The 16,723-nt window shown below is 43.5% G+C and carries 15 protein-coding genes, 1 tRNA gene and 1 riboswitch; of the genes, 7 read left to right on the top strand and 9 right to left on the bottom strand.

All coding sequences use genetic code 11. The features are described from left to right. On the top strand, positions 1 to 978 hold a 978-nt coding region (locus tag QZ106_RS05920), incomplete at its 5' end, for an autotransporter outer membrane beta-barrel domain-containing protein (protein ID WP_295975493.1). Between the two features lie 235 nt (positions 979 to 1,213). Next, complete coding sequence (locus QZ106_RS05915) at positions 1,214 to 3,001, top strand: long-chain fatty acid--CoA ligase (RefSeq protein WP_295975491.1); 1,788 nt, start codon at positions 1,214 to 1,216, stop codon at positions 2,999 to 3,001. A 122-nt stretch (positions 3,002 to 3,123) separates the two neighbouring features. On the opposite strand, the gene QZ106_RS05910 is transcribed toward QZ106_RS05915, so the two are convergent. Then, a tRNA-Met gene (locus tag QZ106_RS05910) sits at positions 3,124 to 3,200 on the bottom strand. Positions 3,201 to 3,454: 254 nt separating this feature from the next. Continuing rightward, a riboswitch (TPP riboswitch) is annotated at positions 3,455 to 3,557 on the top strand. Between the two features lie 83 nt (positions 3,558 to 3,640). Here QZ106_RS05910 and QZ106_RS05905 point away from each other — a divergent pair. The 3 genes from QZ106_RS05905 (at position 3,641) to cpdA (ending at position 6,389) form a co-directional block, all read left to right on the top strand. Continuing rightward, positions 3,641 to 4,696, top strand: coding sequence for an ABC transporter substrate-binding protein (locus tag QZ106_RS05905; RefSeq protein WP_295975489.1), 1,056 nt, complete (start codon positions 3,641 to 3,643; stop codon positions 4,694 to 4,696). 186 nt (positions 4,697 to 4,882) lie between these two features. Continuing rightward, the gene (nudF, locus tag QZ106_RS05900) at positions 4,883 to 5,521 is read left to right on the top strand and encodes an ADP-ribose diphosphatase (RefSeq protein ID WP_295975485.1); all 639 of its coding nucleotides are present in this window, start codon (positions 4,883 to 4,885) and stop codon (positions 5,519 to 5,521) included. 43 nt (positions 5,522 to 5,564) lie between these two features. Beyond that, entirely contained in the window at positions 5,565 to 6,389 is an 825-nt protein-coding gene (gene cpdA, locus QZ106_RS05895; protein ID WP_295975483.1) for a 3',5'-cyclic-AMP phosphodiesterase, read from the top strand. Between the two features lie 81 nt (positions 6,390 to 6,470). Here the strand turns inward: cpdA and prmA are convergent, their stop codons facing one another. The 8 genes from prmA to QZ106_RS05855 form a co-directional block, all read right to left on the bottom strand. After that, positions 6,471 to 7,355: a 50S ribosomal protein L11 methyltransferase gene (gene prmA, locus QZ106_RS05890; protein ID WP_295975478.1), complete on the bottom strand. Its 885-nt coding sequence runs from the start codon at positions 7,353 to 7,355 to the stop codon at positions 6,471 to 6,473. Positions 7,356 to 7,372: 17 nt separating this feature from the next. Then, entirely contained in the window at positions 7,373 to 8,806 is a 1,434-nt protein-coding gene (gene panF, locus QZ106_RS05885; RefSeq protein ID WP_295975475.1) for a sodium/pantothenate symporter, read from the bottom strand. Beyond that, the gene (locus QZ106_RS05880; protein ID WP_295975472.1) at positions 8,806 to 9,078 is read right to left on the bottom strand and encodes a YhdT family protein; all 273 of its coding nucleotides are present in this window, start codon (positions 9,076 to 9,078) and stop codon (positions 8,806 to 8,808) included. Before QZ106_RS05880 ends, panF begins: the two co-directional genes overlap by 1 nt. 23 nt (positions 9,079 to 9,101) lie before the next feature. After that, complete coding sequence (locus tag QZ106_RS05875; protein WP_295975496.1) at positions 9,102 to 10,535, bottom strand: surface lipoprotein assembly modifier; 1,434 nt, start codon at positions 10,533 to 10,535, stop codon at positions 9,102 to 9,104. Between the two features lie 72 nt (positions 10,536 to 10,607). Further along, complete coding sequence (locus QZ106_RS05870; protein ID WP_295975471.1) at positions 10,608 to 11,393, bottom strand: Slam-dependent surface lipoprotein; 786 nt, start codon at positions 11,391 to 11,393, stop codon at positions 10,608 to 10,610. Between the two features lie 245 nt (positions 11,394 to 11,638). Continuing rightward, positions 11,639 to 12,838, bottom strand: a complete 1,200-nt coding sequence (locus QZ106_RS05865; RefSeq protein ID WP_295975467.1) for a transferrin-binding protein-like solute binding protein — start codon at positions 12,836 to 12,838, stop codon at positions 11,639 to 11,641. 238 nt (positions 12,839 to 13,076) lie between these two features. After that, on the bottom strand, positions 13,077 to 14,489 hold the full coding sequence (locus QZ106_RS05860; protein ID WP_295975466.1) for a multicopper oxidase domain-containing protein: 1,413 nt from the start codon (positions 14,487 to 14,489) through the stop codon (positions 13,077 to 13,079). Then, positions 14,490 to 15,242: a 1-acylglycerol-3-phosphate O-acyltransferase gene (locus QZ106_RS05855; RefSeq protein WP_295975464.1), complete on the bottom strand. Its 753-nt coding sequence runs from the start codon at positions 15,240 to 15,242 to the stop codon at positions 14,490 to 14,492. Between the two features lie 108 nt (positions 15,243 to 15,350). On the opposite strand from QZ106_RS05855, the gene lpxH reads away from it, so the two are divergent. Next, positions 15,351 to 16,082: a UDP-2,3-diacylglucosamine diphosphatase gene (gene lpxH / locus QZ106_RS05850; RefSeq protein WP_295975463.1), complete on the top strand. Its 732-nt coding sequence runs from the start codon at positions 15,351 to 15,353 to the stop codon at positions 16,080 to 16,082. After that, a complete protein-coding gene (locus QZ106_RS05845) occupies positions 16,075 to 16,581 on the top strand; it encodes a DUF2301 domain-containing membrane protein (protein WP_295975462.1) in 507 nt (168 codons plus the stop codon). The genes lpxH and QZ106_RS05845 overlap by 8 nt, the downstream gene beginning before the upstream one ends. Positions 16,582 to 16,723: the final 142 nt, after the last annotated feature.

The raw sequence follows: 16,723 nt of genomic DNA, 5'->3' as shown, positions 1-16,723 counted from the left end.
CCACAGCCACAGCCACAGCCACAGCCACAGCCACAGCCACAGCCACAGCCACAGCCACAGCCACAGCCACAGCCACAGCCAAATATTACACCATCCTTACCTGCGACCGCACAACTACTTGAGAGCGCAAACGCACAAGTGTCTCTTCGCCAAGCGGAATTACTGACGGTCGAAAATGAATTAAACGGCATTCACCAACGTTTAGGTGAAATCAGAACCGGTGCGAAAGGCAATATTTGGGTGAGAAACGTCAATTCACATCAAAAACTCACCGCACTTTCGACGGGTGAAAGTCAAACTTCCGGCTTTAAGCAAAACGTACATAGCTTACAAATTGGTGCGGATGCAGCGGCGACGGATAAGGTGCGTTTAGGCGGATTTGTCGGACACAGCCAAGCCAATATTGACTTCAACAATCATTACGGCAACGGAAAAGTGAAAGGACAAACCATTGGGGTTTACGGGACTTATATGGCTGACAATGGTGTCTATTTAGATAACATCGCACAATATAGTCGCTTAACCGCTGACTCGAATCATACGGAAAAACAGCGTTACAACGCTTACACGTTAAGCAGTGAAATCGGCAAACAATTCCAATTAGCCGGTGCATGGACCGTGACCCCACAAGCACAATTGGCTTGGACGCATATTAATGGTAAAGAAAAAGAAGATAGCCTATCAGCCATTTCTTCTCGTGTCGGTTTACGCCTTGCCAAAACCTTCGAGTTGAACCAAGGATGGAAACTTCAACCTTATGCCGAAGCAAATGCGATCACGACGCGCCACCACCAGAGCGACATTAACTACCGTGGTACTCAACTCAATGTAGAAAGTTATCGCGATCGTTTCACAAGTGCGATCGGTTTTAATGCCGGTTTGGGCAATCACCGCATTGGTTTAGAAGTGAATCGCGCTGATGGCAAACACATCAAGCAACCCTTTGGTGTACAAGCCGTCTATCGTTTCCAATGGTAGTTTAACCCGTCTCGTTCAGATTCAATCTGAGATTTTATAAAAGCCATAAGCGTTTTTCTTCCCAACAGAAAAACGCTTATTTTTTTCACCGCACTTTGTCGTTCTAAAAGCAAGATCACTGCATAGATAAACTTGCTTACCGTGTATGCCTATTCATTGTTTTTATTGCTAGAGTTTTGAGCCTCAATCCGCTATATTAGCGCACAACTGTTAGCTGACTTTGGATTTTTTAACCATGGATCTCAATTTTCATTTTATTCACCGTGTGCGTAGCCAAGCAAAAACGTTGGCAAATCGCACCGCACTTCGTTACTTCAAAGACAACAACTGGCTGTCTATCTCTTGGTCAAATTTTCAACAACAAATTGATCAAATTTCCTTAGCGTTATTAGCAAATCATATTGATATTCAAGATAAAATCGGTATTTTTTCACACAATATGCCGCGTTGGACGATTACCGACATCGGCGCATTGCAAGTGCGTGCCGTCACCGTGCCGATTTATGCCACGAACACCGCCAAACAAGCCCAATTCATTATCAACAATGCAGATATGAAGATCATTTTCGTGGGCGACCAAGAACAATATGATCAAGTATTGGAAATCGTCGATGAATGCCCGAAACTGGAAAAAATCGTGGCAATGAAAAGTACGATCCATTTGCATGAACACGTCAAAGCCTGCCACTGGCAAGACTTTATCGAGATGGCAGATGAGCAATATCAGGCAGAATTACAACAACGGTTGGATGGCAAGTGCTTGGAGGATTTGTTCACATTAATTTACACCTCCGGCACGACAGGTGAGCCGAAAGGCGTGATGTTGGATTACGCGAATTTAGCGCATCAACTCAACGCCCACGATCAGGCGCTAAAAGTCGATGATACCGACGTATCTCTTTCCTTCTTGCCGTTATCTCATATTTTTGAGCGCGCTTGGGTGGCTTATGTGCTTCATCGTGGTGCGACCAACTGTTATATTGAAGACACCAATCAAGTGCGGTCGGCTTTGACGGAGATTCGTCCAACCTTAATGTGTGCCGTGCCACGTTTTTACGAAAAAATTTATACGGCCATTTTAGACAAAGTTTATAATGCGCCAAAACTTCGCCAACGTATTTTTCATTGGGCAATGGACATCGGATATCAGCATTTCGATGCCCTTGCTAAGGGGCAAAAGATCGGCTTTTTGTTAAAACAACAGTATGCCCTCGCCAACAAACTGGTACTTGGCAAATTACGTGCGCTACTTGGCGGCCGCATTCGCATGATGCCTTGCGGTGGTGCCAAATTAGAACCGACGATCGGGTTATTTTTCCACAGTATCGGTTTAAACATTAAACTCGGTTATGGCATGACAGAAACCACCGCGACGGTTTCCTGCTGGGATGATCTCCACTTTAATGCTAATTCCATCGGCAGTTTAATGCCGGGCGCAGAAGTCAAAATTAGCGAAAATAACGAAATCCTCGTGCGCGGTGGCATGGTGATGAAAGGGTATTACAAAAAACCGCAGGAAACTGCCGATGCTTTCACTGCAGACGGTTTCTTAAAAACCGGTGATGCAGGCGAATTTGATGCTGAGGGGAATTTATATATCACCGACCGCATTAAAGAATTAATGAAAACATCCAACGGCAAATACATCGCACCGCAAGTGTTGGAAAGTAAAATCGGCAAAGATAAATTCATTGAACAAATCGCGGTCATTGCTGATGCCAAAAAATACGTTTCCGCCCTTATCGTGCCTTGCTACACCGCCCTTGAGGAGTACGCCAAACAGGTCAACATCAAATACCAAGATCGGTTGGAATTGCTCAAACATTCCGAGATTTTGCAAATGCTAGAACAGCGAATCAACGAGTTACAAAAAGAGCTTGCAGGTTGGGAACAAATCAAACGGTTTACCCTGTTGCCTCAGGCATTCAGTACGCAACTGGAAGAAATTACCCCTACCTTAAAACTACGCCGAAAAGTCATTCTGCAACGCTATCAAACACAGATTGAGGCAATGTATAGTTAATAACGCGTGGCGTGAGTAAGAAGATTATTCACTCACGCCAGCCACAATAAAAATGAGAAAAGAAAAAACCTGTTTTGAAAAACATCAAAACAGGCCTTAAAAAGAAGTTACATCATGAAAAATGGTTGCGGGGGCCGGATTTGAACCGACGACCTTCGGGTTATGAGCCCGACGAGCTACCAAGCTGCTCCACCCCGCGATTGAGGTGGATTATTCTACTCATTTCAAAATAAATTACAAGTTTAAATTTAAAAATAATCGCATCTGGCTTAAAATTGTACATAATTCACACATTGTCTCTGTGAATTTATCGTTTTTTAATGAATCGCGGTCTGTTGAGACAGTCTGTTAAGACATAGGCTGCCTCCAGCAAAAGAAAAGGAAATTCAGAAAAAACAACAAGATGAAAAATAACAAAACATTTACAAACACGAAGTAACATTTTATAGTAGTGCCCGTTAGTCGGGGTGCTTCGTTCTCTTAAATAACGAAGCTGAGAAATACCCGTGAACCTGATACAGTTAGCACTGACGTAGGAAACTAATGCACTTCACTCTGCTTCTATGGCGTCTTTCAGCCGATTTCCCCCGTTGAGTTGTTAGCTGGTTTTGTTTTTCAATCTCATCAAGGATTAGATCAATGACCAAGCTTGCTAAAAATAATTCCCTTTTAAAAACAACCTTAAAAACCACCGCACTTTGCTTGCTTCCAATGCTGTTTTATACGCAAAACGCCCAAGCGGAAGGCAAACTCACCGTGTATTGCAGCGTGCAAAATGTCACCTGTGAAAAAGTCACAAAGCGCTTTGCCGAAAAATATCATGTTGACACCCAATTTGTACGCAATAGCACCGGCACCGTACTCGGTAAAATCAAAGCGGAAAAAGACAATCCACAGGCAGATGTGTGGTTTGGCGGCACCTTTGAACCGCACTTACAAGCCGCAGATCAAGGCTTGCTGGCAGTTTATCGCTCGCCATTACAAAAAGATATCATGCCACAGTTCAAAAAATTAATGGATGAACGAGGCGATTACACGTCAATTATCTATTTAATGGAAGTTGCCATCGGTGTGAATACGGAAAAATTAAAACAGCTCAATATTCCGGAACCGAAATGCTTCGCCGATTTACTTAAGCCCGAATTCAAAAATCAAATTCAATATGCCGATCCTCGCGTGTCCGGCACCGGCTATTCGTTTCTGACGACATTAGTGCAACTTTGGGGTGAAGAAAAAGCCTTTGATTACTTGAAAAAACTCAATGCAAACGTGGCACAATATTCTAAGAGCGGTTTAGCCACCGGTAATTTATCCACCGGTGAAGTGAGTGTGGATGTTTCCTTTATGCATAGTTATGTGCGTGAAAAAGACAAAGGCGCACCGGTAAAAGGCATTTTACCTTGTGAAGGCGTGGGTTACACATTGGGTGCGGTCAGCATTATCAAGGGTGCACGTAATCTCGAAAATGCCAAACACTTCGTGGATTTCGTCCTCGATGCGGAAGCACAAGAAATTCCATGGCGCGAATCCGATTCTTATCAAATTCCAACGAACATTCACGCTAAGGCGTCCCCGAAAGCCAGCGATCCAACAAAACTGAAGTTATTGGATATTGACTTCATCCGCTTTGGTGCCGATGCAGAAAGCAAACGCCTCATTGAACGTTGGGTTAAAATCACGCAAGAAGAAAAATAATTTCACCCATTTTTACGTTGGGAGAGCAACATGTTCATTACGCCATACCACGTTTTTTTTCGTTGCTCTCCGCCTCCCCAGTTTTGTGACCAACTTCAAAGATCCGAAAATTTTAGCCAAAATTCCATTTTTTTTTAGGAAGAATGAAAGTATCCTAGCTGCCGGCGAACATTTAGGGAGAGAAAGATGTATCCGTTTCAACAATTTACTCAACAGGATATTGAGATTTTAGAGGATGAAACAGTTTATCGCGGTTTTTTTAAACTAAATAAAATGAAATTTAAACATAAACTTTTTGCCGGTGGCTGGAGTGGTGTGGTTACGCGCGAATTGTTAATCAAAGGCGCGGCTTCTGCCGTCATTGCCTACGATCCGGTATTGGATAATGTCGTTTTGGTAGAACAAGTGCGTATCGGTGCCTACGATCCGACACTAAAACAATCGCCATGGTTACTTGAATTGATTGCCGGCATGGTAGAAGAAGGCGAAACGCCGGAATCCGTCGCATTAAGAGAAAGCGAAGAAGAAGCCGGTGCAAAAATCACTCATCTACAACACTGCTTAAGCGTTTGGGATAGTCCGGGCGGCGTACTAGAACGGATTCATTTATTTGTCGGCAAAGTGGACAGCACCCAAGTTGGCGGTTTGCATGGTTTGGCGGAAGAAAATGAAGATATTCGGGTTCATGTTGTCAGCCGAGAAACCGCCTATCAATGGCTTTGCGAAGGCAAAATTGATAATGGCATTGCCGTCATGGGACTTCAATGGCTGGCGTTAAATTACCCTAAATTAAAAATGCAATGGCTGTCATCCTCGCACGATTAGACGACAGAGGGCATTTAAAATCGGTTAATATGAGGAGCTTAGGTTGTTAAATACCTATCAATATCACACCCCGCAAGAGGTGTTCCGCATCGTTCAAGTAACGGATCCGCATCTTTTTAATGATCCTAATAGCGAATTATTAGGAATCAACACACAAGCCAGTTTTTCTCAAGTACTCACGGAAATTCAACAGCAACACTATGCTTATGATCTTGTCTTGGCCACCGGAGATTTAGTACAGGATAGTAGTGATAATGGCTATTTGCGCTTTTGCGAAAATGTGAAATCATTAGAAAAAATGGTGTTTTGGATTCCGGGAAATCATGACTTTCAGCCTAAAATGGTTGAGCATCTCACCCAAGGCAACGTCAATGCCGGAAAACATATTTTGCTCGGAGAACACTGGCAGATTTTACTGCTTGATAGCCAAGTACAGGGCGTGCCTCATGGGCAACTTGAAGCGGAAGAACTCTCTTGGCTACAGGCAAAATTAGCGGCATATCCGCAGCGTTATACCCTCGTGGTATTGCATCACCATCTATTGTCAACGGGATCGCGCTGGCTTGATCAACATAACTTGCGTAACCCGCACGAATTGGCCGGTATCTTAGCGCAATTTCCGCGAGTCAAAGCCATCTTGTATGGTCATATTCACCAGCAAGTCGATAGCACATGGCATGGTTATCACGTCATGGCTACCCCTTCCACCTGCATTCAATTTAAACCGGATTGCAACACGTTCACACTCGATACGCTTCAACCGGGTTGGCGTGAAATCGAACTCTATGCAGACGGGCATATAGAGACCCGCGTCAAACGGATTCAGCAGGCCTCATTCTTACCGAATTTTCAAGAAAGCGGCTACTAGCCTCTCAAAAACCAAGTGCGGTGAAAAAACGTGATATTTTTCCACCGCACTTTTCTATCATACTTTGAGGTTTATTGCGCGTTATGCCTTTAACTTACCGGTAATTCGACACCACTCTTCGCGCTCTGCCACCGGCTCGAGCACAAAACGCTCGGCGTAGGCATCGCACACGGATTGTGCTTGTGTAGCTAAAATGCCCGACAAGCCTAAATCTCCGTTGGACTTCACTAATTGGCTAATCACCGGGTAAAGCTCCTTTAACGGCCCCGCCAGAATATTCGCCACCACCACATCGGCTTTCAAGTCTGACGGTTTTTCATCGGATAAAAACAGTTGCAAGCGATCCGCTACACCATTTTGTTCCGCATTGTTGCGGCTGGCTAAAATCGCTTGTGGATCGATATCAATACCGACCGCACTTTTTGCGCCTAGCTTCAATGCCGCAATGGCTAAGATGCCGGAGCCACAACCAAAGTCGATCACCGTTTTATCTTTTAAATCTAAACTATCAAGCCATTCCAAACAAAGCGCGGTAGTCGGGTGCGTCCCCGTACCAAACGCCAAGCCCGGATCAAGCATCACGTTCACGGCATTCGGATCCGGCACGTCGCGCCAGCTTGGGCAAATCCACAAGCGCTTGCCAAATTGCATTGGATGGAAATTATCCATCCACTCACGCTCCCAGTCTTTGTCTTCGATTTGTTCGATTTTATAGGCGGTATGTTCCTCTAAATGGTTCGCCTGTTTAAGTGCATCCACCACCATATTCATATCGGTTTCTGCATCAAACAAAGCAATTACATCGGTGTTGCCCCACAAGCGGGTTTCTCCCGGTAACGGTTCAAAAATCGGCGTATCTTGGCTGTCCATAAAAGTGACCGACACCGATCCGATTTCTTCTAAAAAATCACTGATTTGCTCTGCCTTTTCGTTAGTGCTATTTAGGCGAATTTGAATCCAAGCCATGTTTATTCCTATATATTTTATGATGAATGGCGCTTCTCGCCGATTTTATTCCCCACTAAAAATGCGATCAAGCCAAAGACTAAGGCCGGTGCAATCGGGTTGAAGCCTAAGAGTTTAATGCCAAATTGGGTGAGCAAAATAAAGGAGATTAAACCGACCAACATAGAACTTATCGCACCATAAGCATTAGCTTTATCCCAGTAAAGTCCGAGAACGATGACCCACAAAAATGCGGCTTCAAGTCCACCAAAGGCAAATAGGTTCAGCCAAATGATCATATCCGGCGGATTGAGAGAAGCGAAAATTAAAAGTACGGTCAAAATTAATGTAATTACTGAAGAGATTCGACCAATCCGTTTTTGATTTTGCACTGCCTGTGGTTTTGCTGCTAAATACAGGTCTTTCACAAAAATAGAAGACGATTGAATCAGCTGTGCATCCACCGTGGACATAATCGCCGACATTGGTGCCGCAAGGAAAATCCCCGCCACAATCGGTGGCAACACTTGCAACATCAGGCTTGGAATCACCTTGTCCGATACCGTTAAATCCGGCACGATGGCGCGCCCCAATGCGCCCGCCAAGTGCATACCCAACATGATAATCGTCAACACGATCGTGCCAATCAGCATGCCGTTGTGCAGGGCTTTGCTGTCTTTAAACGCCATGCAACGTACAGCCGTGTGCGGTAAGCCAACTACACCGAAACAAACCAAAATCCAGAAGGACGCCATAAATTGGAAATCCAACATCTCATTCGGTCCGTACGGACTGACGAGGCTTGGATCAATTTCAGTTAATTTTTTGACCGCACTTTCCACGCCACCGACCTGATAAATAACACCGACCAAGAGTACAATCGTGCCGAGAATCATCACGGTACCTTGGATCGTGTCCGTCAACACCACGGCGCGGAAACCACCGATGAAGGTATAAATCCCCACGGTTAAAGCGAAGATTAACAAGGCTTGAGTGTAAGGAATGCCGATGGTGGTTTCCAACAAACGGGCGCCACCGATAAATTGCACGGTCATCGCCGCAAAGAACGCGATCAACAACGCAACACAGGCAATCCACACTAAATATTTGTTTTTATAGCGATAAAGTAATAAATCATTGATCGTCAAGGCATTGGTTTCGCGGGAAAGCAAAGCAAATTTTTTCCCTAACGCACCGAGAGCCAACCACACCGCAGGCACTTGGATCATGGCAAGCAAGACCCAACCTAAGCCGTATTTATACGCCGCACCGGGACCGCCAATAAAGGAACTGGCACTGGCATAGGTGGAGGCAGTCGTCATGGCGAGCACGAAACCCGTCATAGAACGGTTACCGACATAGTATTCGGAAAGAAAATCCCCGCCTTTTTGGCGTTTAACATAAGCATAAATCGCCGCGCCGAAGACAAAGGCTAAATAGATGACGAGAGGAAAAATAATCCCTAGGTTCATTAGTGACGCTCCGTTGTCGAATGTTGTTTTTTCTCTTCCACATCCAGCGGAATATCTTGAAACACAATTTTAATTAGCCAATACGCCACCACAATAAACAAAATCGGCAGGTAAATACAGGCTAATTCAAACCACAGCGGAAAGCCGATAGGCCCGTGGGTCTCTTTGGGTAAATAAGCACATAAGCACCAACCAATCACATAAAACAGTGTTAAACCTAATGCCCAGCGGGCTTCTTTCGTTGCTTGTTGATAGCGTTGTTGTAACGTCATGATACAGTTGCCTCAATCCATGATTAAAACGTTTTACTCATTTCTAAATAAATCCGATTTTTATCATAGCGATAAAACGGATGATTGCTGTCATTTTTTTGGTACGACCAGGTAATTTTCGGCGTAATGCCCCAGAAATACACGTTACGATGCCATAAAGTGACGTTGGTTTGATATTCCTTGTTTTTTTGACGAATGCCAAGTAAATCTTCCCCTTTATACGCCCGTCTTGCATAGGCAATAGAAAGACGACTGGAAATGCCCAACGGCCATTCTTGCACCCAACCTAAACGCACGTTTTTACGCTGATAGGCGTTATCAAGATCGCGCGTATTTTCGCGATTATAATCCGCACCGATATACCAATATTGTCCGCTGTAAGGCAAAAATAAGAGCGTATTCGACCACAAATAATTATTGCCATTTAAATGTTTACGCGTGACATAACGCTGCTCACCATATTCAAGTGCGGTCGAAATTTGCCATGATTTATTGAGCCAATGCGTCACATCAACACGCACACCGGAATTTTTCGAATATTGTTTCATGGCATCACTGCCGGACGATCCACCGGAATACCAACGACGTTCTGTGAAAGGCACTAAGGCAAGTTCAGTATTTGCCGTTTGATAACCCAGACCTGCACCGATTCGAGCATTAAATTCGTTATATTTTTTGTTATCCCAATAATATTTGCCTTGTCCATCTAACACCAGTTTTGCAAAAAACTGATGAGGCAACGACCATTTTTTTTCGGCACCAACATAATAAGACAGCCCATGCGCCTGTTCTCGCTCCCAAGCTTTCCACGCACCAATACGGGTGCCGGCTTTTGGCGCATTATTAATATTGGATTCGTTTAAAAAACTGATACCACCGCTGATTTTCCACTGATCTCGTTGGTTAATTGCGGTTAAATACTGATCGATCATTTGCTGCGATGAGGCATCATTCACTTCTGCACGAAGTTTTTGGAATTGATCTTTCGCCGCTTCATTATCGTTATTCAAAAATAACGCATGGGCTAATTGATAACGCAATGGTAAAACTTCAGGATGTTTTGCAAATAATTCACGATATTGCTGCACCGCTGAGGCATAATTCCCTTGATGCGTTGCCATCATAGCCTCGCCCCAAGCCACCAAAAAAGGATCTTGTTGTGGCAAATTTTTATATAAGGGTAACAACAATGCCACTGCCTCCGCATGGCTTTGTAGCAATGCCGGAATCAGGCCACGGATAATCAAATCCGGTCGTTTGGCAAGTTCTTCTTTTGTAATAGATAGGGTATGTTCTTTTGAAGTGGAGGTCTCTACAACGTCATTTTGAGGCAATTGAGGGCTCGCCAGCTTTAAATGTTCTTCAGGCGATGCATTCTTTGGTGCAGCAATTTCTGCCGCTGCTGAAGCAGACACGAATACGCCAATCGCAATTCCAAAAGATAAGGGTAATTTCATCATATCGTTTTAACCATATATTCAAATAAATAAAGCAAGCACATGGCTTGCCTTATTGTTCACTCGGGGAGATTACTGTTTCTTACCGACAAAACCGGCGCCCCATGAATTATCATTTGCTTTTGCCAAGCCACCTAATTCTACCGCATTATTGCCATAAAACTTACCTTCAACTGCGCCATCAGTCAATTTTGTCGATTTAGCCGTACCCTCAAAGCTATTACCGGAAATATTCGCACTAATATTAATGGTTGGTACGTTGTTAGCTGTAATAGAACCGCTTAGCGTCTTCGCACCAAAATCGACATCAAAAGAAGATTGACCGGCTACCGCATCAGAATCATCGCCAATATCATCTGACAAAATAATGCTATCACCTTTATACGACGCCAAACCGGTTACAGGCATATTTTGGGTTGGAGCACCATTATAGAACAGAATATCTTTCTCAGTCGGACCATTGCTTAAAGATACGCCCATACGGACATTGGCATACTTACCACAACATACGGCTGTATTATTTATACGTTGCCAGCTACCTGCGTAAATGCCAGGGTAAGTAAGTGTAATCGTTTGGCCATCAACCTCTAATTGATTTATATTTGCGTTATTGAATTTAACATTTTTGACTTGAACCTTGTCATCTTGTCCAGAGATAACAAAAGCTGAACCTGTAACGGTTTGATTTGCCTTAGTTGAATTTTGTGTTGGCAAATTGGTTTTAGATGGCGTCGCCTGTGTTTTTTGTTCATTGCTTGGTGCAGCGGTATTATCACTGCTACCGCCACTGCTCCCACAAGCAGCTAATGTGAATGCGGCTAATGCCGTTAAACTGAATTTTACAATAGTGTTCTTCATAAAAGGACCTCTAAGTAATAAGAAAGAAGATTTAAAAGTTAAACGAATGCAAAAAACGATGCATATCGACTATTTGCTTGGCGTAAAACATCAAAGCCGGCTGACTATAGCATATCAATTTGAAGAATAAAGCACTAAAGTGTAAAAAAACGTAAAGACCAAAATATCTTCCATTACATCTCTTTCCCCTGTGCTCAAAATAAATAAAGCAAGCACATGGCTTGCTTTATTTAGTTATCTAAAAATTACTTTCTTTCTGCACCAAATGCGCCAAGATAGTATTTTTGTTCATTAACATAAGTACCGGTTAACTCATCAGCATTTTTTCCATAAAATCCGCCCTCTGTAGAAGTACCGTTTAAATCACCTTCAAACGTATTACCGGAAATCGTTGCTGAAAGATTAACTTCATTTAACCCCTCTCCCTTAGGGATAATTTTACCTGTTAATGTCTTATCTGCAAAATTAGCTTGGAAGGTTGCATCTCCATCTGTAACAGTATTTATAGCATTTCCACCTTTGGCGTAACCGTAAACTGCATTACCTTCATAAACGACAGTACCCGACACCGGCATAGAAGCGGTTGCATTTTTACCTGCAGCAACAATATAACTACTTCCTAAGTTGTTGCTATCAACGAATCCCCAACGAATATTCTTTTTGGTGCCACCAACGACTCGTTTTACACCATCGCCATAGTCATTTCCAATGATTAATTTAGAGTTTAAAGTCACTCCCGGCATTTCCGGAATAATATGAATTTGAGTACCTTCAACATTCATAACATTCACATTTGCCTCAGTTGATGAGGATGTCAGGGTAAACAAGCCAATCTTCCCTCCACTTTTAGGAATTTGGAATCCATTTCCAGAAATACGTCCATCCGTTGGATTATTCTTAACCTCAGCAGGTTTCGTTGGTTCTTCGGATTTTGCCGGTGCTTCAGATTTAGCTGGGGCTTCAGGTTTAGCGGGTTCCTCAGATTTAGCTGGTGCTTCAGATTTAGCCGGTACTTCAGGTTTAGCAGGCTCTTCGGATTTAGCTGGAGTTTCAGATTTAGCCGGTGCTTCAGATTTAGCCGGCGCTTCAGATTTAGCCGGTGCTTCAGATTTAGCAGGCTCTTCGGATTTAGCCGGTGCTTCAGATTTAGCTGGCTCTTCGGATTTAGCCGACGCTTCAGGTTTAGCAGGCTCTTCGGATTTAGCTGGAGTTTCAGATTTAACCGGTGCTTCAGATTTAGCAGGCTCTTCGGATTTAGCTGGAGTTTCAGATTTAACCGGCGCTTCAGATTTAACTAGCGCTTCAGATTTAGCCGGTGTCATCTGTGTTTTTTGTTCGTTACTTGGTGCAGCGGTATTATCACTGCTACCGCCACTGCTTCCGCAAGCGGCTAATGTGAATGCGGCTAATGCCGTTAAACTAAACTTAACAATTGAATTTTTCATTGTGGAATCCTTAGTACATAAGAAAAAATACGATGATACACTTATGTAGACCTATGCAGACCTATGCAGACCTATACAGACCTATGCAGACCTATGCAGACCTATGCAGACCTATGCAGACCTATGCAGACCTATGCAGACCTATGCAGACCTATGCAGACCAGAAATATAGCATATCAATTTCAAAAATGAAGTCTCTTTATGTAAATAAATGTAAAGAAAGCATCCTTAAAGAGGACTACTGTACCAACATCAATCCCATACAGCCTTTGTCTGCCAACATTAAATCGGAAGCGCCGAAGGTGAACGGATGATTACTAGAAGACGTGTTTTCAAATTTCACTAAAAGAGACAGGTTTCCGTTGATGAGCACACTGTCTTTCCAGCCGATTTCGTTTTGTGCTAACGGCTTGTCATTCACAGATTCGACAATAAATTTTGCGCCGACCATATTAAAACCGACCGGAGAGGAGGCACTGAGGTGCCAGCGTTCTACGCTGCCGAGTGTTGCGGAAACATCCAAGCGGCGCGGGTCAAAGCGTTTTTGGTTTATGGTGGCATTGTTGGTATCCAGATAAAACGTGCGTTCTTGTTGCACGTTAGCCGACAGCAAACTCGGCGCATCCGTGTTAAATTGCCAAGCCTGTTCTTTTTTCTCAAAGGCTCCGGCAAGGCCTTCCGGACGTAATTCTAAAATGCGATTATCAATTAACTCGCCGTCAGAACCAAAGAAATGACTGATGTTATCTAAAATACCGCGTTTTTTACCGGTAATGAGACTCACATTTTCACCGTCATTTAAATCCACCAAAATTTCTACACGCTCACTTGGCGCGAGTGTAACGACATTGCGTTTTTGACCTTGCGGCAAGAAACCGAGATCTTGTGCAATGAGCGTAAATTCCCGCTCGTCATCAAAACGTAATTCATAGGTGCGGGAAAGCGAAGCGTTAAGGAGACGTAGGCGCACTAAGCCGCGTGGTACCGTGAGATAAGGCGCTTCTTGCCCATTAACAAACAAACGCTCACCGACAAAACTGCCTTGATTTTGTTGGAAGAGTTGCGCGCCTTCACCGTTCAGTTGCATATCTTGGAGAATCAACGGAATGTCGTCCACACCATATTTTTGTGGCAATCCCAATTTCAAGCTTTCTTTATCTTCGATAATCCATAATCCAACTAACCCACGATACGTTTGATACGCTGAACTGGCAAGGGTGCAGGCATGATACCAGCAGGTGGACGGCGCTTGCGTAATGGGAATGATCGGTGACCAGGTTTCGCCTTTTTGTAAGTTTTTCGCAATGCCGCCGAGCAACTCGCTCGAGGCTTGCAAACCTTGGATATTCATCGCAACAAATTGCGGTAAATTATTTTTCCAATTCAGTTTGGCAAAATCGTCTTTCTTAATTTTAATGGTTGGCCCTAAATAACTGCCGTTAAAACCCCACACTTCGGTACGTTTTCCGGACAATAACAGTGCTTGGGTATTTTGCATATTCAGAAAAATTGGCTTGCCTCGCCGTGCCTCAAACAGCGGCGGAATTGTCAATGCCGGGCGTGTTGCCGCCAGCAACGGCGCCGGTACACTAAAAAGTGCGGTGGAAAATAAGGTTGTTTTTAACAGCTGACGACGGGAGCAATGTTTCATTTAGGCCTGCTTATTCTCGTTTTTCTGTTCAATGGCTTTTTGTGCGATTTCACGATCCAATTCCGCAATGCGATTTTGCATCACATCATGGCAGTATTCCGCTAATTCGCGCACATTTTCACGGCTGTAGCCGGACACATCAATAGGTTCCAGCATTTCACAAATCACCGTGCCATTGTCCCAACGGTTTAAATCGATTTTATTATGGGTTGTGGAGCAAACGACCGGCACAATGGGTACACTGGCGGCAATGGCCGCGTGGAATGCTCCTGTTTTGAACGGCAATAACCCGCGTCCGCGACTGCGTGTTCCTTCCGGGAACATCCAAATGGACAAATTATCTTCGTTAATGCGACGCGCTAATTCCGACATGGTGTTATGCGCTTTAGAACGGTTATCACGATCGAGAAAAATATTGCCCGTTGCCCAATATAAAATCCCGAAAAACGGCACCCAAATCAGACTCTTCTTGCCGACGCTCACTGTACGAGGCATGACCATATAAGAAATGGTCACCATATCGTAGTTATTTTGATGGTTGCCGATATAAATACAGCGCCCAACTTTATCGGCATTCGCCGGGAAACGATGTTCCACTTTCAAACCAAAGAGTGGATGTAACCGTCCAAACCAACGGGCAAAAATGCCCACATTACTCGGATTACGGAAACGAATAAAAGAATAAAGCGTACCGAGGATACAAATAAGAATGCAACAAATAACAATGATGAAAATTCTGGCGATTTTTAGCATGATAAAGCCTCTTAAAAATTTGCGTAAGTATAACGAAATTAGCCCGTTAAGTGTATTCATAACGATGAAATGTGCTAATCTAATCAAAAAATTTTTAATTGAATTGCTATGCAAAAAACCTATTTTATTGCGGATTTACATCTCTCCGAAAATCGACCGCACTTATTAGCTCTGTTTCGTCAATTTATGCAAGAACAAGCGCCAGAAGCAGAAAAACTCTATATTTTGGGCGATTTATTTGATTTTTGGATTGGCGATGATGAACAATCCGATCTCATCAGCGAAGTGCAACAGCTCATCAGACATCTGACAGAACAAGGCGTGCCATGCTATTTCCAGCATGGTAACCGGGATTTCTTGATTGGCAAAAAATTTGCCAAGGCGTGTGGGATGACATTACTGCCAACTTATCAAGTCATTGATTTATACGGCACACCCACCCTTTTATGTCACGGAGACACCCTTTGCGTGGACGATGTGAAATATCAACAATATCGCAAAAAAGTTCATCAAAAATGGCGGCAGTGGCTGTTCTTGCATTTACCGTTAAAAGTGCGGTTAAAAATTGCAGAGAAAATTCGCGCGAAAAGCCGTCAGGATAAACAAGTAAAATCCACAGAAATCATGGATGTGAATGCCGCTTTTGTGCAGCAAATGTTTGCGCAATTTCATGTGACGCAAATGATTCACGGACATACACACCGTCAAAAACACCATGAAATTCCACCGCACTTTCATCGTATCGTGCTGGGTGATTGGGGAGAAACCGCTTCCCTTTTAGAAGTCACGCCCCATTCAATCGAATTTATTAATGAGACGTTAAGGAGAAAAAATGGCTGATCCACATATTAAATCGCCTATGGATGGTTGGGATTACACAACCGTAATCATTTATCGTTTAGGCTTTGTCCTTGCTGTTCCAATGTTGTTTATGTTGCCTTGGTATTCCACAACCGCACACGTTGGTTTGCTTATCGCAGCGACCTTATGTGCCGCTTGCGTCCATTTATATATGAAAAACTTCCGTTATATTTTTCAATTTGCCATGTGGGTAGGGTTGCTCTGCCAAGTTTTAGGTTTTCCGCAACTGGCGCTCGGTGCGGCATTTTTGGTCCTCGGCGGATTAAGTTATAAAGAATATTTTTGCTTCCGTGTCTTTGCACTAAATCTGCAACCAGTGTTTTTTGCGCTTTTATGGTTTGCCTTATTATTCAATATTACTTGGTTAAGCAGCCTATTATGCTTTATCACCGGGCTTTTAATTTTGTTATTAAGCATTCAAAAATGGCGCATGCCGTTGCATTTTGATATTGGCGATAAAACGAAGTATCAGGTGTAATTTCAATTATCAATACACAAATAACAATCTGCACGTGAACGCGGTTTTGCGGATAAAGAATCGTAGCGTGCAACTTGTTGCACGAAATCATGAATGCCCGAAAGCGTTAAATAACGTTCCGTGCGTAATTTGGTCGTGCATC

The organism is uncultured Aggregatibacter sp. (assembly GCF_901873365.1).
Taxonomy (GTDB): Bacteria; Pseudomonadota; Gammaproteobacteria; order Enterobacterales; family Pasteurellaceae; genus Aggregatibacter.
Note: the sequence above shows the minus strand (reverse complement) of the source record. Positions and strands in the feature narration are given on the sequence as shown.

Coding starts and splice junctions, on each gene's coding strand:
- QZ106_RS05855 (WP_295975464.1), bottom strand. CDS start 15,242: ATGCTAAAAATCGCCAGAATTTTCATCATTGTTATTTGTTGCATTCTT.
- QZ106_RS05870 (WP_295975471.1), bottom strand. CDS start 11,393: ATGAAGAACACTATTGTAAAATTCAGTTTAACGGCATTAGCCGCATTC.
- panF (WP_295975475.1), bottom strand. CDS start 8,806: ATGAACCTAGGGATTATTTTTCCTCTCGTCATCTATTTAGCCTTTGTC.
- prmA (WP_295975478.1), bottom strand. CDS start 7,355: ATGGCTTGGATTCAAATTCGCCTAAATAGCACTAACGAAAAGGCAGAG.
- lpxH (WP_295975463.1), top strand. CDS start 15,351: ATGCAAAAAACCTATTTTATTGCGGATTTACATCTCTCCGAAAATCGA.
- QZ106_RS05915 (WP_295975491.1), top strand. CDS start 1,214: ATGGATCTCAATTTTCATTTTATTCACCGTGTGCGTAGCCAAGCAAAA.
- QZ106_RS05875 (WP_295975496.1), bottom strand. CDS start 10,535: ATGAAATTACCCTTATCTTTTGGAATTGCGATTGGCGTATTCGTGTCT.
- QZ106_RS05865 (WP_295975467.1), bottom strand. CDS start 12,838: ATGAAAAATTCAATTGTTAAGTTTAGTTTAACGGCATTAGCCGCATTC.
- QZ106_RS05880 (WP_295975472.1), bottom strand. CDS start 9,078: ATGACGTTACAACAACGCTATCAACAAGCAACGAAAGAAGCCCGCTGG.
- nudF (WP_295975485.1), top strand. CDS start 4,883: ATGTATCCGTTTCAACAATTTACTCAACAGGATATTGAGATTTTAGAG.
- QZ106_RS05860 (WP_295975466.1), bottom strand. CDS start 14,489: ATGAAACATTGCTCCCGTCGTCAGCTGTTAAAAACAACCTTATTTTCC.
- QZ106_RS05845 (WP_295975462.1), top strand. CDS start 16,075: ATGGCTGATCCACATATTAAATCGCCTATGGATGGTTGGGATTACACA.
- QZ106_RS05905 (WP_295975489.1), top strand. CDS start 3,641: ATGACCAAGCTTGCTAAAAATAATTCCCTTTTAAAAACAACCTTAAAA.